The sequence below is a fragment of the Paenibacillus sp. FSL M8-0334 genome, from assembly GCF_038000405.1.
Classification (GTDB): domain Bacteria; phylum Bacillota; class Bacilli; order Paenibacillales; family Paenibacillaceae; genus Paenibacillus_AQ; species Paenibacillus_AQ campinasensis.
This window is the reverse complement of sequence record NZ_JBBOCH010000002.1, coordinates 851,988-873,971: the sequence shown is the minus strand read 5'-3', so window position 1 is coordinate 873,971 and position 21,984 is coordinate 851,988. Positions and strand designations below refer to the sequence as shown.

Genomic DNA, 21,984 nt, shown 5'->3' with positions numbered 1-21,984 from the left:
AGCGATAGCTCGCTGCTGTTCCCTTCTGACACAACGGTTCTTTTTACCGAGGGCGAAACTGCAAATACATTTTCTTCAGCTCATTGACTGAACGAGACAAGGAATATTGATTCTTCGCCTTGTCCCAGGCGGTTCGCGCAAGCTCGTAGCGATACAGCGGATCGCCGATCACCTTCTCCAAAGCGTCTGCCAGTGCCATCGGGTCCTCCGGCGGCACCAGCAGGCCGTTAACCCCATCCTCAATCTGCTCCGCTATACCGCCAACATTCGTTCCCACCAGCGCCAGACAGCTCAGCGCAGCCTCTGCGAACACCGATCCGAACGCCTCGGCTCTGGACGGCAGTACAAAAATATCGAAGAACGGCATAAACTCCTCCGGATGAAGGGTATATCCGTAAAAAATCGTCTCCTGGTATATACCAAGCTCCTTCGCCATTTCCTCCAGCTCCTGCCGGGAAGGACCGTCCCCGATAATATGCAGCACATAATCATGACCCCGCTCCTTCAGCTCGGCGCATGCTTTAAGCAGAACGTCCAGCCCTTTGGCTGGGACGAGCCGGCACACCGTAATCAGCTGGGGCACGACATTTTCATGAGGGACAGGCTTGAATCTTTTCTCATCAAAGCCGTTCGGAATCACGCCGATGTCTTCAGGGCGTTCTACGTAAGGCGTCATATAATGTTTGAATGAGTTCGATACGGTCATCAGCCGATCGCTGATAAACTCCAGCTCTTTATATAAGGAAACGAGAAAGCGGTGCTCAAGCCCGTTCTCCTTGATTCTTCCGTTCAGAATAAGCTCTCTTTCGTAACTGGAGTGCACGGTCTGAATCAGGGGCGTATCCGGGAAGACCGCCTTCATGGCCATGCCTGGAATCGGATGATGGCTATGGATAAGATCATATGGCTTTTGGATGCGAAGACGGGTCCACCACAGGTAATCGCGGTAAGTCTGAATATACTTGGCGACGACAGGGCTGGATTCGAACTCTCTCCAATCAAAGGTATGGAATATCGGCTCCTCCTGGCCCTTGTTGCGGATCCGTTTCGGAAGCCAGAACAGCTCCATTTCCCAGCGAGGGGAATGAAACCGTTCCTGAAGATATGGAATCATGGAAGAGACGCCGCCAGGCTGTTCCGGAGGAAAAAATAAGGCTTGAAGTAGTTTCATGGGGAATCCCCCTTTCTCTAATCTCTTTTCAGATACTTTTTCGTTATGATATATTAGAACATATGTTTCATGCAAAGGAAACCTATCCCTATCAGGAGTGAGTCCATTTGTCTTATCAAGCGGCCTCTTGGCCCTCTTTGTTGCCGTTGATCGCGGCCGTCTGCAGCTTGTGTATCGCCTTGATGATGTTGATGATGTGTCTGTTTATGTACACCAAGCAGCGCAAGAAGGCCTATATTTATATGGCGGCAGCGTTCTTCTTTATTATGACATACGAAGGACTGAACATCCATTCGGCTTTGGGGACAGCGCCTGCACTCGGGGCGACTTCCGCAACCCCGCAAGCCCTCCAGCTATTCTCCTTCGCTCTGTTAAACACCGCGGTCCTGCTATTATATCGGAGAATGAAGAAGCGCCATTTCTGGATGCCGCTTCTGTTCACACTGGCGATTCTCGCTCTGCTGATTCTGCCTGCCGTACTTCCTTTTCCGGTGGATCCGCTATGGCAGAAGGTCAGCTTCGATCTGATGCACGGGGCCGTCATTGTGCTGTGCCTGCTCCGAATCCCTAAAAAAATCGGACAGCCGGTCAAATACACGATCGGACTTCTCACCTATGCGGTTTGGGCAGCAATGAAAACAGCATCCGGCTACGGTCTGACGATGCCGCCGGCACTGAACAACACGGTGCCATTTCTGCCGGTTGTCTTTTATGCTATTGTGTTTTTTGTCCTGTTCCGGCGCATTGTCGAGCTGATGCAGTCGATTTACCGTTCCTCGATCACCGATGGCCTGACCGGGCTGTATAATCGCAAGCATTTCACGAAGCATCTGGAGCAGTATGTGGAGCAGCAGCTGAAGATCGCGGTTATCTTCTGCGACATCGACAATTTCAAGAAGCTGAACGACACGCAAGGTCATGCCAAGGCGGACGAAGTGCTGCAGCAAGTCGCTGCGATCATGCAGGAGGAGCTGGATGGACTCGGCCTAACTGGACGCTATGGCGGTGAAGAGCTGGTGGCCCTCGTCGTTGACCGCAAGGTCAAGCCTGCCCAGGTAGCCGAGAGCATTCGTGCCAGAGTCGCAAGCGAAACGATCGTCACCATCAGCGTTGGCTTCAGTGTACTGCGCCAGGGCGTGCAGGGCGACGAGCTGATGAAGCAAGCCGATCAGGCGATGTATCGCTCCAAAACGACTGGCAAAAATAAAGTCACCGATTACCGCTCCATGAAGGAGGCATCCCCTAAATCCAAGGAAGCGGCTGCCGGAAGTCCGGCTTAGCTTAACGCGACCTTGTAGTGACCGTCTAAGCTGACATCACAGATTACGCACCATTTTTCTTACATAAAAGGAGCTGTACCGATGGGAGAGGAAAAACTGCCAGCGGCGTTTGTTTCCGGGATGAAGGAACTTGCGGGTGAAACGCTGGATGAATTTCTGGATAGTTACAACGCACCGCGCACCCACGGCCTTCGGCTGAACCGGCTGAAGTCGGATGGAGCCGATCAAGCCGTTCGCGCCCTGATTTCCATGTTTGAGCTGACCCCGGTTCCATGGTGTGCGGATGGGTATTATTATGAGGAGACCATGCGGCCAGGCCGTCATCCGTACCACGCTGCCGGACTATATTATATTCAGGAGCCCTCGGCCATGTCAGCCGTGGAAATGCTGAATCCGCAACCCGGCGAAACCGTTCTTGATCTCGCCGCGGCCCCCGGGGGAAAGACATCGCACATCGCCTCCAAAATGACAGGAAAGGGCCTGCTCGTGTCCAATGAAATTCACCCCGAACGGGCTCGGATTCTTGCAGAGAACGTAGAACGAATGGGAATTGATAATGCGGTTGTCACCTGCGCCGCTCCGGATGAGCTGGCCCGGAGATTCCCGGCAAGCTTCGACCGAATCATGCTGGATGCGCCCTGCTCGGGCGAAGGCATGTTCCGGAAAGATCCCGGCGCCATCGAGGAATGGTCGCCTGCGCTCGTAGAGCTGTGTGCAGCCCGCCAATGGGACATCATCCAGGAGGCTTACGTCATGCTGAAGCCTGGCGGCACGCTTGCTTACTCCACCTGTACGTTCAACAAGGCCGAGAATGAAGAGATGGTGGAGCGAATGCTCGCTCAATATCCGGACCTGGAGCTGCTCAAGATGGAGCGATTCTGGCCGCATTTGCAGCGCGGGGAAGGACATTTCGTAGCCGTAGTAAGGAAGAGGGGTGGCGCTTCCGATGAGCTCGAAGGGGGCGTTCAAGATACGAGGCCTGCTGGCAAAGGCGGAAAGCGTGCCAAGCAGGCCCCGGAACAAGCAGCCTACCAGGCTTTTCTGGAATGGGCCAGAGAGGATCTCCCCGGCTTCGTACCGACATCCGGCCGTCCGTTATTGTTCGGGGACGAGCTGTACTGGCTGCCGGAGAACGCGTCTTGGACCTGGACCGAGCGACAGCTTCGGGGCCTCAAAATCCCCCGTGCCGGCCTTCATCTCGCGCATCTGAAGAAGAACCGGATTGAACCCGCTCACGCCCTCGCGATGGCTTCCCGTCCCGAGCAGGCCGCAAGAAGCTGGAATCTGTCCGCCGATTCGCCGGAAATCGCCGCGTTTCTGCGCGGCGAGACGCTGCCGGTCGACCCTGACTACCGCGGCTGGACGCTTGTGACGACAGACGGACTGCCTGTCGGCTGGGGCAAAGCCAGCAGCGGCCAGCTGAAGAACCATCTGCCTAAAGGGCTTCGCTCACTGCGCTAGCCGGACCATTATTACAAACACAAAAGGACCAAACGGAAGAGCAGCCTGTAGCGCTTCTATCGCAAACAGATCGATTACAAGCTAATCTGTCGCGAACTCGGCGCACGCCGCTTCCGTCAGGTCCTTTTTCTTCATATCCCGGCCCTTACATTCAAGACAAGCAGTACTTCACCAGCGCTTCATGCACGCCATCCTCATTGTTGGAGGCCGTAATCGCGTCGGCTGCCGCCTTGACCTCCACCGGGGAATTGTCCATCGCTATGCCCATACCGGCATAGGTGAGCATCGTAATATCATTGTAGTAATTGCCAATCGCCAGCACCTCTTCCGGCTTGTAGCCCCGCTTCGCCGCCAGTTGTGCGAGCGCGTTGCCCTTGGAGGCCTCCTGATGCATCAGATCGATGAAATACTCGCCGCTGCGCAGCATATTGAACGGGAGCGTCCACTTGCTCCACGCTTCAAACACGCGGTCCAGATCAGCCGATTCCCCGAAGGCCGTGAATTTCACAACCGGGTCCGCAAGCGCCTCCCAGGCTGGCAGATTGCTCGGCATCATCAGGAAGTTTTCATACATGTAGCGCACCGGACCGGCAAGCGCCTCCACATGATCCACATACATCTCAAAGGCCGTGTTAATGTCAAAATGAATCCCTTGCTCGCGGCAATACTCCATGAACGGTGTCAGTCCCCCACGGTCCATCTCGAATTGATGCACAATTGTACGAGTAGCCACCTCCACCGTAGCAGCGCCGTTATGGCTGATCACATAGCCCTCCAGCCCCATGCTCTCCATGAACGGAATGGAGTTCTGTGGACCACGGCCCGTGCACAGCACGATTTCAATTCCCTGCCTGGCCGCCTCCATCACCGTATTTTTGGTGCGCTCCGTCATTTCATGTTCATCGTTCAGCAGTGTCCCGTCCACATCCAAAGCTACCAGTTTGTACGTCATTTCTCCACCCATCCTTTGACCATGATATATATATATTCAAACATGCAAGACGCCACAAGCGAAGCGACCTGCAAGCTGAACCTTGCCATACACGATTCGAGTTTGGCCGGGCAAGGACCAATTTACCTTCCGATCGCAGCCAGCTCTTCCGCCGTCAGCTCCCGGTAAGCGCCCAGCGGCAGTGATTCATCCAGCCGGAGATCGCCCATGCGCACCCGCTTCAGATAGACTACCTTCTTCCCTACCGCCTGGAACATCCGCTTCACCTGATGAAACTTCCCTTCCTGAATGATCAGCGAAATTCGTGAAATAAAGCTGCCCTCCGCCTGTTCCTCACAGGATTGAATCGTCAGCTCTGCCGGCATCGTGACGTAACCATCATCCAGGGTGACGCCCCGGGCAAACTGAACAATATCCTGTTCATCGACCCGGCCTTCCACGATGGCTTCATATGTTTTCGGCACATGCTTCTTGGGAGACAGCAGCTCATGAGCAAGCTTGCCATCGTTGGTCAGCAGCAGCAGCCCCTCCGTATCCTTGTCCAGTCTACCTACCGGAAACGGTTCAAAAGCGCGGTACGGCGGGTCCAGAAGATCCAGCACCGTCCGTTCTCTCATATCCTCTGTCGCCGATATAACCCCCTGAGGCTTGTGCAGCATAATGTACACAAACTCCCGGTACAGCACAGGCTCCCCATCGAACACAATCGTGTCCGAGGCGGGGTCCACATGTTTGCCCGGATCCTTGATGGTCTCTCCGTTCACTGTAATCCATCCGGCCTTGGCCAGCTTCTTCAGCTCCGCTCTCGTGCCAAACCCCATATTGCCAAGCAGCTTGTCCAGCCGCATCGTCGTTCTTCCCTTTGAACTCATACCGAGGTCCACCTCCAGCCGACAGGGTACTCATTCTTCAACATTCCGGCCTGCCACTTGCCCCAGCCGGCCGAATATCCGTCTATACAGACTAACACATATCCCTTCGTTTCGATACCCGGATGACAGATGATCCTCTCCTCGTCCACGGTCAGCGTCTCTCCCTTCAAATACCGGACAGCCTCACCGTCCGCCGAGGACAGGTTGACATGCCTGGCCGCTTCCTCCGCCTTCAAGGCAACGGCCAGCGGATGGCCGGGAACGAAACGGCCGGACTTCAGCTGACCGGCATACCAGCCGGGCCTTACTGTTTTGAGCTGGCTCAAACGCTCCTTCTCCGGCAGCGCTGAAATATAAATCTGACTGCCATGTACCACGACATGCCCTTGCAGATCGACGCGCAGCCGTTCATGGATGAACTCCATAAACGGGCCCAAATCCCCCGCGAACGCCTGCGCACCTTTGCCGCTGCCTCGGCTCCCGGCCGCTTCCTTCCTGTTTCTGTCCTTGTGGCCGTGACGAGCCGCCTTCAGCTCTGCCTTGCTCTTCCGGGAGTTGTTGCCCTCCTGGCGGGAGGTTGCGGCCAGCGCAGCTTCGCCACCAGTCATCTGCCCATTCACATGCGGAAGAGACCGCGGCTCCTCATCGCGATTAACCTCGCCCTCTTTTGCTAGGACGGCAACAAAGTGCCCTTCCCCCCGAACCTTGTGAGGCCAGAGCCTGCCGGTTCCCGCAATCTGTTCACGAAGCGCCTCGCTCATCGCCAGACCATGGCGCTGCAGCCACGCCGTTTCTCCGGAGGCGAAGCCAAAGGAAGCGTCAATCGGAATTACGGAGAACTCTGGATGCTCCTCCAGAAACGCGGCGATCATGCCTTCATTCTCCTCCGGCGAGAAGGTGCAGGTTGAATAGACCATCGTTCCTCCCGGCGCCAGCATGTTCACTGCGGACCGCAGAATGTCCCGCTGCATCTCTGCAAACACGAGCGGCGAGGACGCCTCCCAGTATTTCAGCATCGACTCGTCCTTACGAAACATGCCTTCCCCCGAGCAGGGGGCATCGACCAATATTTTATCAAAATAGGCAGGGAACGCCTCGGCAATCCGATCCGGCTGTTCATTCAGCACGATGGCGTTTCTTACTCCGCACATCTCCAGATTTTTCGCAAGCGCCTTGGTCCGGTCCGGGTTCAGGTCGTTGCTGATCAGCACGCCTTGCCCGCCCAGCTTGGCTGCAATTTGAGTCGACTTCCCTCCCGGCGCCGCACACAGATCCAGCACCCGGTCTCCCGGCTGAACATCCAGCAGCTCCACCGGCGACATGGCGCTTGGCTCCTGTATGTAGTACAGCCCTGCATGATAATATGGGTGCCGTCCCGGGCGGGCGCCGTCCTCGACATAGTAGCCGGTAGGGCACCACGGTACGGGTTCAAGTGCAAACGGTGAAATTTTCCGGAACTGTTCATTGGATATTTTGAGGGTGTTCACCCGAATCCCGGCATGCGGGCTCTCGTGATAGGAATTCATAAAATCGTCAAAGTTGCTTCCTAATAGTGATTTCATCTTCGCCTGGAACGGCGAAGGCAGATGTAAAGCCATATTCGTACCTGCCTGTTCTGTATAGTTTGATGTTGTATCGGTAATTTGAAGATTCGATGAGGACTTTCGAATGTTCCGCTGTGACTTTTTATATTGTATAATATAGCCTGTTACAAAGGACAAGTTCCTAACTTTTATTATTGATGATAAGGGGGTGGGTCAATGGGCCGCGGCAAGAAAAAAAGCTACACCGGTTTATATGTGTTCGGCGGCATTTTCCTCATCTTGATCGGCGCGCTTATCTTCCTGAATACCCAAGGGGAGAAAAGCGAGCTGTACGGCGGGAAAAAGGTGTCCGAACTGAATCCGGCGACTCGGGAAATTCTGGATGACCCGAACTACCAGCAGATTATTCTGCCTGATCAACTGGAGCAGAAGGTGCAGGACCAAGAAAGCTTCTTCGTGTATTTCTTTGCGTCCGACTGTCCGCACTGCCGCGTGACAACACCGGAGCTGATGCCTCTGGCAGACGAGTCCGGAGTGACCCTTCACCAGTATAACCTCCGCGAATTCCAGGAGGGCTGGAGATCCTACAATATCGAATTCACACCAACTCTCGTCTATTTCGAGAACGGTGTAGAGAAAGAACGCATCGTGGGCGGCCTGGCTTCCCCAGGAGCGGAAAACGGATTCGATGTCGACGATTTCAGAGCATTCTTTGACAAGTATAAGGAGGGGAGCACATCATGAACCGTGCCCGCGCTGTCCTGCTGACGCTGGCCATCACCGGCATGCTGCTGGCTGCCTGCGGCGGTAAGCCGTCCGCCCTGGAGCATAATCACGGCGCCGAGTCCGAACGGTACGAGACGACGGCCAGCCTTACGGAAATGCCGACATTTTTGTCGAGCTATACAGACAATACGCAAGCAACCTATGCTGCAGTCGGCGAGCTTGAAGCTATTCTGAAGGAGATTAAATGCTACTGCGGCTGTATGGACGAGCAGCACGGCTATCATGATTCCCTCTATCGCTGCTTTATCGCGGAGACCGCGGACGGCGAAGTGACCTGGACCGACCACGGCGCCCAGTGCGGCATCTGCCTCACGGAGCTTCAGGACGCCAAACGCCTGAACGAGGAAGGCAAATCCCTCGACGAAATCAAACAGTTTATCGACGACAAATACAAAGGCGCTGAATCCTGATCCGCTCTAATCCGCTGATCGGCTGAGCATCGCCTCGACTACCGTCATCATCTTTATAAGCCGTATACGGCAGGTTCCATGAACAGAAGCAAGAAGCAAGGGCTGCCCACCCCGTAGATTCTATGATCTACCTGCGTGGAGCAGCCCTTCTTTCTATTTCGTCTCGTTGTTCTTGCCCCGGGTTGGCTTGCGCCGCTGCGGAATATTCGGCTTTATCTCTGCTCCAGCCTGTTCAACTGCACGCCGCAGCTTCGGGTCCCAGATCTCAATCGTCAGATCGGCATAAGGAAACGGATGGGCTTCATAATTAGCCAGCCTTCCGGCGTAATCTTGGACCTGCCCAACAAGCTTGCCGAGCCGGATCCCTAGCTCATCCTCAGCATAAGGCTTAAGCCTTTCAGCTGCGCTGGACAGCATCTTGTATCCGCCGCGAATGTTGCCGTTGCGAAAGTGATACAGCCCGACAGCGACCTGCAGCAGCCCTTTATACCTCGGATCCCGGTCCTTCTTCAGCCACAATTCCTCCAGCACCTCATGGCATTCGAAATAATCCTGGTCGCGGTTGAAATATACGAGGAAAGCTACATATAACGGCTCATAGTTCATAATCGGAAACTTTCTTCTTGGCTTCGGCCAGCATCTGCTTCACTTCATCCAGCATATCCTTGATCGCATCCATATCATGCGCCTGCCACAACACATTAAAGCGCTCCTGGAAGGAAATGGCCTCGTTCACCAGATGGAAAAAATAGAGCTGATGGATCGCATGCAGCACCTGTGCCGTAATGTTGGAATTGTCCTCAAACTGCTTTTGCGCCTCCAAAATCTCCTCGCGGATGCTCGACATCTCGTTATCCAGCGTATTGGCGGCTTCCCCGGCCTTTTTCAGCCGCATCTTGATCTCTTCGGGGAGGCTCTCCCTGTATTTATAGCTGAGCGAATGCTCAATCGTCGCCCAGAAATTCATTGCCAATGTACGGATTTGAATCTCCGCCAGCACCTTCTTCTGTCCAAGCGCGGTCTGTACCGGATATTCGATAATCATATGGAAGCTGCGATAGCCGCTTTCCTTAAAATTCGTAATATAATCCTTCTCGTACAGCACCGTCAAATCCTTGCGGGCGCGAATATATTCCGCAACCCGCCGGATGTCCTCCACGAACTGGCACATGATGCGAATGCCGGCAATATCCTCAATGCCGGTCTCCAGCTGATCCATCGGCACTTGCAATCGTTTTGCCTTGTCCAGGATGCTGGAGATTCGCTTTACCCGTCCGGTTACGAATTCAATGGGCGCATATTCTTCCCGCTTTTTGAGCTCCGCGCGCATCGTCTTGAATTTAACCTTCAATTCTTCAACAGTCTGCTCATAAGGAAGCAAAAATGTCCCCCAGTCTCTAACGTCCATTGCTCCTGCCTCCTGTCCATTACCCCTTAACGATGGTCAGCCCCGACCGCCTCGGATATGTGGCTGTAGCCATCGCGGCGCAGCAGCTCCCTCAGGCCAGAGTGGAGCTTGCGATTCACCTCGGGTCCTTCGTATATCAATGACGTATAAATTTCAACCAGACTGGCTCCCGCCCGGATTTTGCGGTAGGCGTCCTCGGCAGTGAAGATGCCGCCAGAGCCGATAATCGGCAGCGAGCCGCCGGTCTGCTTATAAATTCGGGCTACGATGTCAGTGGAACGGTCGCGCAGCGGCTTGCCGCTGAGTCCGCCCGTCTCCTTCGCATGCCCATGCGTTAACCCCTCGCGCGACAGCGTCGTATTGGTCGCTATAATGCCGGATACGCCGCTTGCGCTGATCGTATTCACCATAAATTCCAATTCTTCATCGCTCACATCCGGAGCGATCTTCACCAGCACGGCCTTCGACTGCCCGTGCTTCTCGGCCTGCCGCTCCATCTCCGCCATCACGGCCTGCAGCAGGGAAGCCAGCTCGCTGCCATGCTGCAAGCTGCGCAGGTCCGGCGTATTCGGTGAGCTGATGTTCACCACGAAGAAATCGCCATATGGATACAGGGTGCGAATACAGGCCTCATAATCGGCGTTCGCTTCCTCGTTTGGCGTCGTTTTGTTCTTGCCGATGTTCACGGCAATCGGAATCGGGCGCCGCTTGAATGCCGACAGCCTGCGTGCCATCGCCTCTGCGCCTTCGTTGTTAAAGCCCATCCGGTTGATGAGCGCCTCATCCGGCGGCAGGCGAAACAGCCTTGGCTGCTCGTTCCCCGGCTGCCCCTTCGGCGTCACGGTCCCCACTTCCATAAAGCCAAAGCCGATGGACGAGAAGCCCTTGACCGCCTGCGCGTTTTTATCCAGACCGGCAGCCAGTCCGACCGGGGTCGGAAAATGCATGCCGAACAGATCTACAGCCAGATCCGGGGTTTCCTTGACGCCGTACATGCTGCGCAGGACGGTTTCTCCGCCCGGCAGTCCGGCGGTGCGGCCAAGCCCTCCAATTACAAGATGATGGGCTTTCTCCGGATCCATTTTGAAAAAGATAGGTTTGCCTATTTGGCGATATAACACATCATTACTTCCTCTCATCCAGTTAATTTCTCTACCCTTCAGTTTATCCTTTTCCATCAAAAAAAGAAAGTTATAACGTTCCATTCGGCCCCGCAAGAGAGAATCGTGATCATAGCAATTTCGGGACAAACCTTATAAAATGTAAGGGGTATCATAAATCCTTAAGAAAGAGGGGAAGCATCTTGGCATCCAAACGAAAACCGCCAGTATTACAGCAGAAAAAAGAAGAGGTCAACAAGAAAGCCCTGTGGTGGATCGGCTCAAGCATCGCTCTTCTTATTCTTCTGATCATCATTCTCATTATTCTGGCCCAGCCTTAATCCAGCCAGTGGTACTCCTCGCTTGGGTTCTGCTGCCCCTTGGCCAGCTTGAGCTTGAAGCGCTCTTTCGGGACAAGCGGCTCGCCCGGGAGTCCCCCATCCTGTATCTTCACCGGCGTGCCCATCGGCACCAGATCAAACAGCTCCTCGACATCGGCGATGCTCATGCGAATGCAGCCTTCCGACTCGTTCGCGCCAATGCTGTCCAGGTCATAGGTGCCGTGAATCGCATAATCGGTATCTGACAGCTGCATCCCCCGTGTGCCGTAGGGGCCTTTGGTCGTTCCGTTGGGATTGACCACCTTCACATCGATTTGAAACTGGCCGAGCGGCGTTTTGGCACCGCCCAGGCCAACCTCGTAATTCCGGATGAGGATCGAGCCGCTTACGACCGCCAGCCGGTGATGCTTGCGGTCGATAATGACTTCAAGCGGCTCGGTGAAGTACGGAAGCCCGTCCGGGGAAGTGCCCCACTGCCCGAGCGGCGCTTCGACGCCGTCCTCTTCCGGACGCCCTGCAAGGCCGGCCAGATGCTCCATCAGCGGATCGAACATCGCTTCCATCGCAGGGGATCTGCCGGCCAGCCAATTGTCCGGGAACGGCTGCGTCAGCTCGTCCAGGCTGTGCGGCAGCCGGCCATGCCGCGCCCGAAATTGGCTTGCGGCCTCGCTCAGCACAGCCGTCTCCAGCTGCAGGTCCGCCCACTTCGCGGCTGCCTGCTTCAGGGACGAGCTGTCGGCCGGCTCGCATACGCATTCCGCCGCCGCTCCTTCATACGGCTCGATGGCGATCGCCCCGGACGAAGCCCGGTGCACGCCATACAGCCGCGGCATATCCCGGCTCCAGCGCAGCCAGTCCCCGGAGCGCTCCATGCCGAGCGCGACCGACCACGGCGGCAGCTGGTCCGGGCTGGACAGCAGCGCCGGCAGCGGACCCGTGCTTTCGGGACCGCCGCCAGCGCCCGCCGCCTGCGCCTTCGCAGCTACGGCGGTAAACAGCGGCCCCCGCCGCGAAGGGGACGCCGCTTCGCGGTCTGCACCCGGATCGGCCAGCTCAAGGCTGTTGATCGAGGCGAGAATTTCCTCGGGCGAGCTCGGGACGCCGGGCGCCTTGACCGCAGGGATGAAGGCCAGGAGAAGCAGCATGAGCGCCAGCAGCATGCGTCTCATTCTGCGGCGGCGCTTCTCTCTCTCCTTCTCCATCTGCAGCAGTCTAGCCTCGTAATTTTTCCATATATCAGAAGGCACCTTGCTCAGCTCAAAAGCCTCATATACTTCCTCAGCCCGGTTGTAACAGTAGTTGGCTTTGCCCTGCTCCCCGGCCTGCTCGTATTCTTTCCCCAGCAAGTACCATGCCATCTTGTTATCCGGATGCATTTCCACATATCGTTTGAGGTACAGCGAGTTCTTCACATCCAGAACCTCCACTTCTCATTCATCTATACCTGTATATCGGCAGCTTGCCGCATAATATGTATGAACCCGCATATCCTCCATAATAAACACCCCTCTTAAGTTGTGAGAAGCGTTTACGGACAGCCCGTTACTCATAACCTTTTCCCTTTCGTGACTTGCAGGTCGAGCCGATGAGATGACATTCAACATAATAAAAAAACGTCCCCGCTAGCAGGAGACGTCTTATATGAGTGCCGGTGGTATAAACTTGATGCCTTGGTCGAAAGCCGAATGCCGTAATAGCCGTCGCTTATTCTTCGTTAAACGGCTCGTCAGCTACGCGAATGGAGTCGGTTGGACATCCGTCGCACGCATCCTGCATATCGTCGTACATATCCTCAGGAATCTCTGTGATTCCGCGGTTGTTGTCGCCGTTATAAATGACCTCTGCAAGGCCTTCATCATCGTAATCGTAAATATCGGGTGCCGTTGCGCCGCAAGCGCCGCAAGCGATGCAGGTGTCTTTATCTACCCAAGTGTACTTCGCCATATCTCTCGTCCTCCTGTATATCTATAGCATCACATCATCCTGTCCAGATGATTGTGAGTCCCATCACTTCTACATATATTAATACAATTTTTCTGTGAATACAAATGAAATTCTGTTGAATATATTGATTTTAGCATTTGGCAAATCCCGATTTCAGCCGCCTGCAGCTACCATATATGGACGCGGCCGATTCCCGAAGCGGCATGCTAACTCCCGTCATCATCGTCCAGCTTTCGCTCTCTGGCAAAATCCATCTGCAGGGACGTTCCCCTCCGCTTGTGATTGCGAATCAGCGCCGAGGGATCATCGCTAAGCATGCCGGCGGTCAGCACGGCGCTTTCCCCGAATTTGTTGCGCAGCTCGTCCATCACCTTGGTCAGCGACTCCTTGCGCGGTTGCTTCTCATATTCGAACAAGTCGAGCTGGATCGCCGACGCCTCCTTCGGCGTCAGCTGCTGCAGCGTGACGCCAAGCAGGCGCAGCGGCTTCTCTTCCCGCCAATGATGCTCGTACAATAGACAGGCTTCCCTGTAGATGTCCTCCATATTCTCGGTCGGAGTTGGCAGCTGCTTGGAACGGGTAATCGTCTTCATATCGGGCGTGCGCAGCGTAATCTGGACGCCTGATGCCATCAGACCCTGTCGGCGAAGCCGCCGTGCCACCTGATCGCTCAAGTTGAGGAACACACGCTTCGCATCTTCAAGCCTTGTAATATCATGCGGCAGCGTCGTTGTATGCCCGATGGACTTGCTCTGCTCGCGCTCCGCGACAACCGGCGCATGATCGATGCCGTTAGCCGCCCTCTTCATCCAGGAGCCGGTCACGCCGAAGGTGTGGATAAGCAAGCTCTCGTCGGCTGCAGCCAGCTGACCGATTGTGTAAATATTCAGCTTCTTCAGCTTCTCTGCGGTTTTGGCCCCGATGCCAAACAGCTCGATGCACGGCTTGTGCCACAGCAGCTTCGGCACATCGCGGATGCGCAGCACAGACAGACCCCGCGGCTTCTTCATATCGGACGCCATCTTCGCCAGCAGCTTGTTCGGAGCGATGCCAATCGAGCACGGCAGGGACAGTTCTTCTCCGATGCGCTCCTGGATTTCCCGGGCGATATCAAGCGGGGTTCCGAACTGCTTCGAGCCGGTAATGTCCAGGTAGCACTCGTCAATCGACGTCGCTTCCAGCAGCGGGCTATAGGAATAAGCAATATTCATAAACGCTTGGGAATATTTGCGATACAGATGGAAATCCGGCGCAATGATGATCAGGTCCGGATACAGACGAAGCGCCTGCCTTACGTTCATCCCGGTGCGGATTCCCTTGGCCCGGGCAGCGTAGGAGCATGTGACGATCACGCCTTTGCGAAGCTCGGTGCTCCCCGCGACCGCAGTCGGCTTGCCAAGATACTTCTCCGGCTCCTCCGCTTCATGCACGGAACAATAAAAGGCATTCATGTCTACATGAAGAATGACGCGGCCATTCGCCGGATAATGTTCATCAATATGTCCCATGAAACAAACCCTCTTTAATCATGATATCGTTACGGCTGATTTCAGCATACCCCTGCCTCTGGCAAGGGTCAAGAAAACAAAGCGCTTTAAAAGTTTCACATACTCTGTTACTTTCCCGCAAAGAAATGCTATAATACATCATTATATCACTACCGTGGTCCATCCCGGATATCCAAAAGGAGGACATTATGTCTAAGTCCATATCCATCTTTGATACGACACTTCGCGACGGTACACAGGGCGAAGGAATCAGCTTGTCAGCGGACGATAAAGTCAAAATTGCCTTGAAGCTGAATGCGCTTGGAGTTCATTATATTGAAGGCGGTATTCCGGGAAGCAACAGCAAGGACATCGAATTTTTCAAAAGAGTGAAGGAGCTTGGCCTGACCTCGAAGGTGACTGCGTTCGGAAGCACCCGGCGCAAGGGCTCAGTGGCCGATCAGGATGCCAATCTGCAGCGGATGGTGGAGTCCGGCGTCAGCGCAGCGACACTGGTCGGGAAATCATGGGATTTCCATGTGCATACGGCGCTTCAAACCACGCTCGAAGAGAACCTGGCCATGATCTATGATTCCATCGCTTTCCTGAAACAAAAAGGACTTGAGGTCATCTTCGATGCCGAGCATTTCTTCGACGGCTTCAAGAACAATCCGGATTACGCCGCACAAGTCATGACCAAAGCGTACGAAGCCGGGGCGGACTGGCTCGTCATGTGCGACACGAACGGGGGCAGCATGCCGAACGAAATTTCGGACATCGTCACCTCCTTGACGTCGATTTTGCCGGATGCCAATCTTGGCATCCACACCCACAATGATTGCGAGCTGGCTGTGGCCAACACATTAAGCGCCGTCCAGGCCGGTGTACGTCAGGTGCAGGGCACGATGAACGGCTACGGCGAACGCTGCGGCAACGCGAATCTGTGCTCCATCATCCCGAACCTGCAGCTCAAGCTCGGTTATGACTGCATCGGGGAGAACAACCTTCGCAATCTGACCAGCACGGCCCGCTATGTCAGCGAGATCGCCAATGTGAACATGCCGGTCAACCAGCCTTATGTCGGCAATGCGGCATTCGCCCATAAAGGCGGCATTCACGTATCGGCCATCTTGCGCGATTCGAGAACGTACGAGCATATCGAGCCGGAGAAGGTCGGCAACAAGCAGCGCGTGCTCGTATCGGAGCTTGCCGGACAGAGCAACATCGTATCCAAGGCGCATGACATGGGGATTGAATTTGATCCAAGCAGCGAGAAAGCCAAGGAAATTATCGGCAAGATCAAGGAGCTTGAGCATCAAGGCTACCAATTCGAAGGCGCCGATGCATCCTTGGAGCTGCTGCTGCGTGAAGCGGACGGCCAGTTGCAGGAGCTGTTCACCTTCGAATCGTTCAAGATGCTGGTGGAGAAAGTGGCCGGTCAACCGGTTGTCTCTGAAGCTTTTGTCAAAATCAAAGTGGCTGGGGAGAGCATCTACACCGCCGCGGAAGGAAACGGTCCGGTCAATGCGCTGGACAACGCGCTGCGCAAAGCGCTCGTACAGTATTTCCCAACGCTCAAGGAAATGCATCTGGCGGATTACAAAGTGCGCGTGCTGGATGACAAAGATGCTACCGCCGCGAAGGTTCGGGTGCTGATCGAATCGAAGAACATCGAGAGTTCCTGGAACACCGTCGGCGTATCCAGCAACGTCCTTGAAGCGAGCTGGGAAGCGCTGGTGGACAGTATGCGCTACGCCCTGCTCGGACAGATCACGCCAGAGCATGTATCGGAAACGCAAATTCCGCAAGGGCTTGTGAACCACTAAGATTGATCCGGACATGAATGAGTGCGATGAGTCATGCATAACCGTAAAAAAAAGCAGGTCCTCCAACATCCAGAGGAGCCTGCTTTTTTCTCCATGCGAAAGGCACGTAAAGGGATAAAAATACAACGAGCGATTAACGAATAAGTCTGGCTACCTTCTTCTCCAGGTCCTGCGGCCGCGGAGCTCCGAGAATGATCTCCTGAATGACGCCGTTTTTGTCAATCAGCACATTGGTCGGGAATACCTTGCCTTTGTACAGCTGCTCGTACACCTCACCATCCGGGTCAAACAGAATCGGATAGGTCAATCCGTAGTCTTCCACAAAAGCGCGTGCGTTCTTTTCATTATCATACTTGGTCACATTGACCCCATAAACGTCCAAATCCTGCTCATACTTCGCCGCCAGCTTCATCAGCTCCGGCGCTTCTTCCTTGCAGGGATCGCACCAGGAAGCCCAGAAGTTCACGATGATCGCTTTGTCTCGCTGCCCGCCGGCACTGTAGGTCGCATCATCCATGCCTTTCAGCGTGAACGACGGTGCCAGCAGCCCGTCCCTGGCTCCCACTTCGGTAGGAAGGGGTTCCTCCATGAAGACGGCCTTGATTTCCGGCCCGGCCTGATTATATATGACCGCCCCTGCAGCCAGCAGGAGCACCGCCAGAATGATCAGATTACGTTTCATAGGTAGAGTATCCTTTGCGTTAGGTTATTAGGTTATCACTTGTCACATCCTATCCTATATTGTACCCTGAAAGCCATCATTTTTAAAACAAGATCATTTCGAAAATGGAGGAGACTATGAGCAACCCGTCCGGCAGCATCCATAGAATTGAATTCCCGTGCTCCGTTCTGAAGCGGATCGAAGATCATGTGAGGACCTGCTATCCTGAGGAAGCCTGCGGCGTGCTGCTCGGGTACGATGCGAACGGCGGCCTCATCACCGTCACCGAATTTCTCCCCATAAAAAATACAGCGGATCAACCGCTGCATGCATTTACTCTCCATCCCGCCGAGTGGACATCCGTCGTCCTGACGAGACCGGATCTGGTCGGATTGTTTCACAGCCATCCGCATACTCCGCCCGAGCCATCCGCCAAGGACTTGGCCGAGCTAGAGGCATTCGGGAGCCTGCTCCGGATTTACGCCATCGGGACCCCCTTCCGAGTCTCCGACGGCTTCCGGCTCAAGCTTGCAACCTACGAAGTGACGCTGCCTGATCATTCAGGCAGCATCGGCCATCTGAATGACAACGCCGGGCCAGCGGCCCCTTCCCCTGCGCATTGCAGGGCGCAGCGATATCATCTCCAGCCTGTGCCTTATGCTTCGCTTAGATAAACATACATATCTCCCAGCGTTTCCGCATAGCCGCGGTGCTGAATCTCTCTAATATAATTCGCCCACAGCCGGGCGGTCATGCTGGCATCGGAGAGGGCGTGATGACGCCCTTCCACTGGGATGCCCTTGTGCCGCAGCAGCTCATCCAGGCTGAAATCCCTCAGCTCCGGATACAGCCGCTGGGCAAGCATCATCGTATCCAGCAATCGGTGGGTCAATCGTACCTTGGATGTTTTCCACAGAGCCGCATTCAAGAAGCCGCGGTCATGCGCTGCCGCATGCGCGACAAGAACCCTGCCCCCGACAAAAGCCATGAAATCATGCAGCCCCTCCATTAAAGGCGGCGCATCATCCACCATCTTCTGTGAAATCCCGGTCAATTCCGTGATGACCGGAGGCACCCTCACGCCGCTGTTGACTATCATATGGAACGTTTCCGATTCAAGCACGTGGTTGCCGACGACCTTGATTGCACCGAAGGACAGAATTTCGTCCCCGTGCTGATGGTTGAACCCCGTCGTTTCAAGATCGAACACGATAACCTCAAGCTCATCCAGCGGCGTTCCAAGCTCCTCCGGCCTGCGGTTATCTTTCATTTGGGAACGGATGAAGGCCATCTGCTGTGCCGTCTGGGCTCCGCGCATCGACGACAGAGCCGAGTTGAAGCCGCCGGAGCGAAGCGAGCGCCAGAAGCCCCCTCCAGAGCGTACCGGATCGGTCATAGGTGCCTCCTTTCCGCTCTTTCCGCTAAGCGGTGCTCACGCTGAAGTGAGCGGTGTATGCGGCGGACAACCCCGAGGGTGTCGCGAAGCTCGTACTGCACATTTTTAAGTTTCAACTGCTCCGGCGGCAAGTATCCGCTGCTGACAACCAGACCGTCCTCCTCGGCATGAGGCGTATCGTTCCGATACCGCAAAGCCGTCACGAAAGCACGCTGCACACTCTCAAGGAGCAGGTTCCCGCCTTCGAGCAGAATGACCTTCTCCATCCTTTTCAAGGTCGAGGTCTCGACGATTCCACGCTGCAAAGCCATCGTCCGGATGCTGTTCACCAGCGGAATGTACATGCCGTACTTGACGTCAAACTCACCCGCGTGTTCGCCAAAGCGCTCGGTGACGATTCGGCCCATCACGTTCAGGGTTGCCTTATGCTTGACGGTGTTGCGAAGAACGGCATTGGCGATGTCCGGCCGCTGCTCAACGATGGCCCTGTACGCCTCCATCCACGCCTCTGTCAGCCCTGGATCCCCAGCGATAAACCGCAGATCGGAGGCGATGATGAAATTGCGCACCGGCTCCCATTCCAACTGATCCGTCCATTGCCTCAGCTGCTCCGTCCATTCCGCAAGCCGCTTGCTCCATAACGGCTCCGAGCACATCACCTTTCCCGAGCACTTGGGATAGCCCACAAGCTCCAATATGCCGGACAGCCGCCGGCCAAACTCACGGAAGAACGGCAGCTCATCCTCCTTCAACTCATCGCCCAGAATCATACCGTTATCCTGATCGCTCCACAGCGTCGCTTCCTGACGGCCACCGCTGCCAAATGCAACAAAAGCATAACGTGCAGGAGGCCGGCCAAAGCCAGCCTCCCACATGTCGTGCTCACAGATCGCTGCAGCGCGCTGTCCGATGAGATCATGCATCAGATTGACCGATGCAACCCATGCTTTAAGCTCCATGGAACTGCGCATATCCAGCAGCTTGTTTTGACAGATGATCCGCATTTCACGCAATTGCCGGGCCGTTGCTGCTGTCTGCAATTCCGAAAGTTCCGGAAACAGCTGGACGGAATTGTGTCGTTTCATGCCACGGCCTCCTTTATCTAAGAACTATGTCCCAATTACGCATTTATCCGCATGCGGATCAAGCTTTAGCTGATTTGCCTTCCGACTCTGTCAGCAGTTTCATTTGCTCCGGATAACCATACGTGCCATGCTCGCTGATATCCAGACCCATCAATTCCTCTTCTTCCGTTACACGGATGCCCATCGTAATCTTCATCAGATACAGGATAATGAACGAAATCACGAGTACGAATGCAAACGCACCAACCAGACCCAGAATCTGTACGCCGAGCTGACCAAAGCCGCCGCCGTAGAACAGACCTGCCTTGCCGACTTCTGTAATCTCGACCAGGCGAGGAGAAGCGAACAACCCTGTGGATACCGCGCCCCACATACCGGCTACACCGTGTACAGAGAAAGCGTAGATCGGATCGTCAATACCTTTGCGGTCGAACCATTGAGCCGTAAAGAAGGTGATAATCCCGGCTACCGCACCAATCACGATCGCAGCCCAAGGCTCAACGAAAGCACAAGCGCCTGTGATGGCAACGAAGGCGGCCAGAATACCGTTCAGCATGCTAGGAATATCCGCCTTGCCAAGAACCGCCCAGGACACCAGCAGCGCTGCAACCGCACCTGCGGCAGCCGCAATGTTCGTATTCATCGCCACGAAGCCGAAGAACCCGTCCATCAATGCGGACAACGTGCTGCCCGGGTTAAATCCGAACCAGCCAATCCAGATAATGAATACACCGAGAATCGAGAAGACTTGGTTGTGACCAGGAATGCTGTTAGGCTTGCCGTCTTTGTTGTACTTGCCAAGACGCGGCTTGAGCAGAATGGTAGCCACCAGAGCCGCTGTCGCACCGGTAAGGTGAACAACCGTCGAGCCGGCAAAATCCTGCATGCCCATCGCGTGGAGCCAGCCTCCGCCCCATACCCAGTGAGCGACAACCGGATAAATAATAATCGTGAAGAGCAATCCGAAGACGATATATACGCTCAGCTTCGCACGCTCAGCCATACCGCCACTGGCAATCGCCAGCGATACTGCCGCAAAGGACAGGTGGAACAGGAACATAATCGTCAGCGGCACATCACCCGCTACGGAATCGAACGAGCCGACCATGCTGTCACCGCTCAGGAAGAAGCCCTCGGTTCCGAAGAAGCTGTTACCATTACCAAATCCGAGACCAAATCCGAATGTCCAGAATGCAAGGATGGCAATCCCGAATGTCAGGAACGTTTTGCCTGCCACGTGACCGGCATTTTTCATGCGGACCGAACCTGCCTCCAGCAATGCAAAGCCTGCTTGCATGAAAAACACCAGCAATGCCGCCAAGAAGACGAACAATGCGTTCAAACCGCCTGTCAGTTCCAGAGTTGAAGCCCCCGCATCCGACGCGAAAGCACTGGCCGGGAACGCTACTAAAGCTAGCGATCCGATCATTAAGCTTAGCCATTTTTTCTTCATGGTTTACACTCCCCTTTGTGTTAACTTACTTAACATCTCCTTGATTTCATATTGTCATTATAGGGGCGACATTTCAAAATGGCAACGATTTTTTTTGAAAAAAAGTCCGAAAAGCGTCTTTTATGTAATGAAATATAACATTAAGCGTTTACAGTGCAAATCAAGTTCATAAAAAGTACATATCGTACAACTTCTCATTGGCCGTGATTCCAGCTATATTAAAGGTAGAAGCATGACGTTTGACTGTATGGTTCCGAATCATGTATCTTTAATGATAGGGAAACTGCAGTTTTCATTCATGACAATTACTCAAGGCCTGTGAGGTGAGAAGAAATGGGGACTATGAGTGCAAGCACCAATCTTTTTCGGATTGGCGAACTTGCGAAGGCTGCCGGAATCAGTGAAAGAACCATCGATTATTATACGAAGCTCGGTCTGATTGCACCGGAGAAGCGAACCATGAAGAACTACCGGCTGTATAGCACTGAAACGTTAGATACGCTCAAACGTATTAATCAATTGAAGCAGGAGAAATATACATTAGATGAGATCAAGGAGAGGCTAGAGCAGTGGCGATCACTCGGCGGAGATCAGGATATGACCGACAAGCTCACTCAGCTTGAAATTCATCTAAAGCAGCTCGAACGCGAAGTGAAGGAGCTAAGCCCGATCCTGCGTGAAATGAAGCCTAGTCAGAAGCGTCAGGCACTGGCCAGCATTCTTCCCAAAGGGGCTGCTTGCATCCAATCTTTGCAGATCCTGATCAATCAGTTCACGTCCATGTCATGAAATGCCAGTCTCACAATA

At 54.6% G+C, this 21,984-nt stretch carries 22 protein-coding genes; 8 read left to right on the top strand and 14 right to left on the bottom strand.

Annotation, left to right across the window (positions count from 1 at the left end; all coding sequences use genetic code 11):
- Positions 1–43: 43 nt before the first annotated feature.
- Positions 44–1,171 (bottom strand): glycosyltransferase family 4 protein, encoded by a 1,128-nt coding sequence (locus MKX64_RS18140; RefSeq protein WP_095264031.1) that lies wholly within the window; start codon positions 1,169–1,171, stop codon positions 44–46.
- A gap of 107 nt (positions 1,172–1,278) precedes the next feature.
- Here MKX64_RS18140 and MKX64_RS18135 point away from each other — a divergent pair, with 107 nt between their 5' ends.
- Both MKX64_RS18135 and MKX64_RS18130 read left to right on the top strand, forming a co-directional pair.
- Positions 1,279–2,451 carry a GGDEF domain-containing protein gene (locus MKX64_RS18135; RefSeq protein ID WP_155617670.1) on the top strand — a complete coding sequence of 391 codons (1,173 nt, stop codon included), beginning with the start codon at positions 1,279–1,281 and terminating at the stop codon, positions 2,449–2,451.
- An 81-nt stretch (positions 2,452–2,532) separates the two neighbouring features.
- Positions 2,533–3,912, top strand: a complete 1,380-nt coding sequence (locus MKX64_RS18130) for an RsmB/NOP family class I SAM-dependent RNA methyltransferase (protein ID WP_155617671.1) — start codon at positions 2,533–2,535, stop codon at positions 3,910–3,912.
- Between the two features lie 151 nt (positions 3,913–4,063).
- Here MKX64_RS18130 and MKX64_RS18125 read toward each other — a convergent pair whose 3' ends face one another.
- The 3 genes from MKX64_RS18125 to MKX64_RS18115 form a co-directional block, all read right to left on the bottom strand.
- On the bottom strand, positions 4,064–4,864 hold the full coding sequence (locus MKX64_RS18125) for a Cof-type HAD-IIB family hydrolase (protein ID WP_155617672.1): 801 nt from the start codon (positions 4,862–4,864) through the stop codon (positions 4,064–4,066).
- A 122-nt stretch (positions 4,865–4,986) separates the two neighbouring features.
- Positions 4,987–5,736, bottom strand: a complete 750-nt coding sequence (locus tag MKX64_RS18120; protein WP_095397979.1) for a pseudouridine synthase — start codon at positions 5,734–5,736, stop codon at positions 4,987–4,989.
- Entirely contained in the window at positions 5,733–7,334 is a 1,602-nt protein-coding gene (locus MKX64_RS18115) for an RsmB/NOP family class I SAM-dependent RNA methyltransferase (RefSeq protein WP_341036897.1), read from the bottom strand. Before MKX64_RS18115 ends, MKX64_RS18120 begins: the two co-directional genes overlap by 4 nt.
- A 162-nt stretch (positions 7,335–7,496) precedes the next feature.
- Here MKX64_RS18115 and MKX64_RS18110 point away from each other — a divergent pair, with 162 nt between their 5' ends.
- Positions 7,497–8,024 (top strand): thioredoxin family protein, encoded by a 528-nt coding sequence (locus MKX64_RS18110; RefSeq protein ID WP_341036895.1) that lies wholly within the window; start codon positions 7,497–7,499, stop codon positions 8,022–8,024.
- Positions 8,021–8,476: a PCYCGC motif-containing (lipo)protein gene (locus MKX64_RS18105; protein WP_095397976.1), complete on the top strand. Its 456-nt coding sequence runs from the start codon at positions 8,021–8,023 to the stop codon at positions 8,474–8,476. Before MKX64_RS18110 ends, MKX64_RS18105 begins: the two co-directional genes overlap by 4 nt.
- Positions 8,477–8,629: 153 nt before the next feature.
- Here MKX64_RS18105 and MKX64_RS18100 read toward each other — a convergent pair whose 3' ends face one another.
- From MKX64_RS18100 to MKX64_RS18090, 3 genes are read right to left on the bottom strand one after another with little or no spacing between them, the layout of a single operon-like run.
- Positions 8,630–9,082: a DUF309 domain-containing protein gene (locus MKX64_RS18100; protein ID WP_179292062.1), complete on the bottom strand. Its 453-nt coding sequence runs from the start codon at positions 9,080–9,082 to the stop codon at positions 8,630–8,632.
- Positions 9,072–9,884: a GTP pyrophosphokinase gene (locus MKX64_RS18095; protein ID WP_095264017.1), complete on the bottom strand. Its 813-nt coding sequence runs from the start codon at positions 9,882–9,884 to the stop codon at positions 9,072–9,074. Before MKX64_RS18095 ends, MKX64_RS18100 begins: the two co-directional genes overlap by 11 nt.
- A gap of 26 nt (positions 9,885–9,910) precedes the next feature.
- Positions 9,911–11,005: a quinone-dependent dihydroorotate dehydrogenase gene (locus tag MKX64_RS18090; protein WP_176475508.1), complete on the bottom strand. Its 1,095-nt coding sequence runs from the start codon at positions 11,003–11,005 to the stop codon at positions 9,911–9,913.
- A gap of 182 nt (positions 11,006–11,187) precedes the next feature.
- Here MKX64_RS18090 and MKX64_RS18085 point away from each other — a divergent pair, with 182 nt between their 5' ends.
- A complete protein-coding gene (locus MKX64_RS18085) occupies positions 11,188–11,325 on the top strand; it encodes a hypothetical protein (protein ID WP_176475501.1) in 138 nt (45 codons plus the stop codon).
- Here the strand turns inward: MKX64_RS18085 and MKX64_RS18080 are convergent.
- From MKX64_RS18080 to MKX64_RS18070, 3 genes are all read right to left on the bottom strand, one after another.
- Positions 11,322–12,737: a L,D-transpeptidase gene (locus MKX64_RS18080; protein WP_341036890.1), complete on the bottom strand. Its 1,416-nt coding sequence runs from the start codon at positions 12,735–12,737 to the stop codon at positions 11,322–11,324. The genes MKX64_RS18085 and MKX64_RS18080 overlap by 4 nt on opposite strands.
- Positions 12,738–13,029: 292 nt before the next feature.
- Positions 13,030–13,269, bottom strand: coding sequence for a ferredoxin (locus tag MKX64_RS18075; RefSeq protein WP_095264012.1), 240 nt, complete (start codon positions 13,267–13,269; stop codon positions 13,030–13,032).
- Between the two features lie 206 nt (positions 13,270–13,475).
- On the bottom strand, positions 13,476–14,777 hold the full coding sequence (locus MKX64_RS18070; protein ID WP_095397973.1) for a DNA polymerase IV: 1,302 nt from the start codon (positions 14,775–14,777) through the stop codon (positions 13,476–13,478).
- A 188-nt stretch (positions 14,778–14,965) separates the two neighbouring features.
- Between MKX64_RS18070 and cimA the strand changes: the two genes are divergently transcribed.
- Positions 14,966–16,582 (top strand): citramalate synthase, encoded by a 1,617-nt coding sequence (gene cimA / locus MKX64_RS18065; protein WP_095397972.1) that lies wholly within the window; start codon positions 14,966–14,968, stop codon positions 16,580–16,582.
- A 133-nt stretch (positions 16,583–16,715) separates the two neighbouring features.
- Here cimA and MKX64_RS18060 read toward each other — a convergent pair whose 3' ends face one another.
- Positions 16,716–17,264, bottom strand: coding sequence for a TlpA family protein disulfide reductase (locus MKX64_RS18060; RefSeq protein ID WP_095397971.1), 549 nt, complete (start codon positions 17,262–17,264; stop codon positions 16,716–16,718).
- 116 nt (positions 17,265–17,380) lie between these two features.
- On the opposite strand from MKX64_RS18060, the gene MKX64_RS18055 reads away from it, so the two are divergent.
- Positions 17,381–17,917: a M67 family metallopeptidase gene (locus MKX64_RS18055; RefSeq protein ID WP_341036885.1), complete on the top strand. Its 537-nt coding sequence runs from the start codon at positions 17,381–17,383 to the stop codon at positions 17,915–17,917.
- Here MKX64_RS18055 and MKX64_RS18050 read toward each other — a convergent pair.
- Genes MKX64_RS18050 through MKX64_RS18040 form a run of 3 tightly spaced genes read right to left on the bottom strand, consistent with a single transcriptional unit; the run spans position 17,899 to position 21,177 of the window.
- On the bottom strand, positions 17,899–18,639 hold the full coding sequence (locus MKX64_RS18050) for a 3'-5' exonuclease (RefSeq protein WP_095397969.1): 741 nt from the start codon (positions 18,637–18,639) through the stop codon (positions 17,899–17,901). The two genes, MKX64_RS18055 and MKX64_RS18050, sit on opposite strands and share 19 nt — an antisense overlap.
- The gene (locus MKX64_RS18045) at positions 18,636–19,724 is read right to left on the bottom strand and encodes a DUF294 nucleotidyltransferase-like domain-containing protein (protein WP_095397968.1); all 1,089 of its coding nucleotides are present in this window, start codon (positions 19,722–19,724) and stop codon (positions 18,636–18,638) included. Before MKX64_RS18045 ends, MKX64_RS18050 begins: the two co-directional genes overlap by 4 nt.
- Before the next feature lie 58 nt (positions 19,725–19,782).
- Positions 19,783–21,177, bottom strand: a complete 1,395-nt coding sequence (locus MKX64_RS18040; RefSeq protein ID WP_095264002.1) for an ammonium transporter — start codon at positions 21,175–21,177, stop codon at positions 19,783–19,785.
- Positions 21,178–21,510: 333 nt separating this feature from the next.
- Here MKX64_RS18040 and MKX64_RS18035 point away from each other — a divergent pair, with 333 nt between their 5' ends.
- On the top strand, positions 21,511–21,966 hold the full coding sequence (locus MKX64_RS18035) for a MerR family transcriptional regulator (RefSeq protein ID WP_230875621.1): 456 nt from the start codon (positions 21,511–21,513) through the stop codon (positions 21,964–21,966).
- The last annotated feature ends 18 nt before the right edge of the window (positions 21,967–21,984 follow it).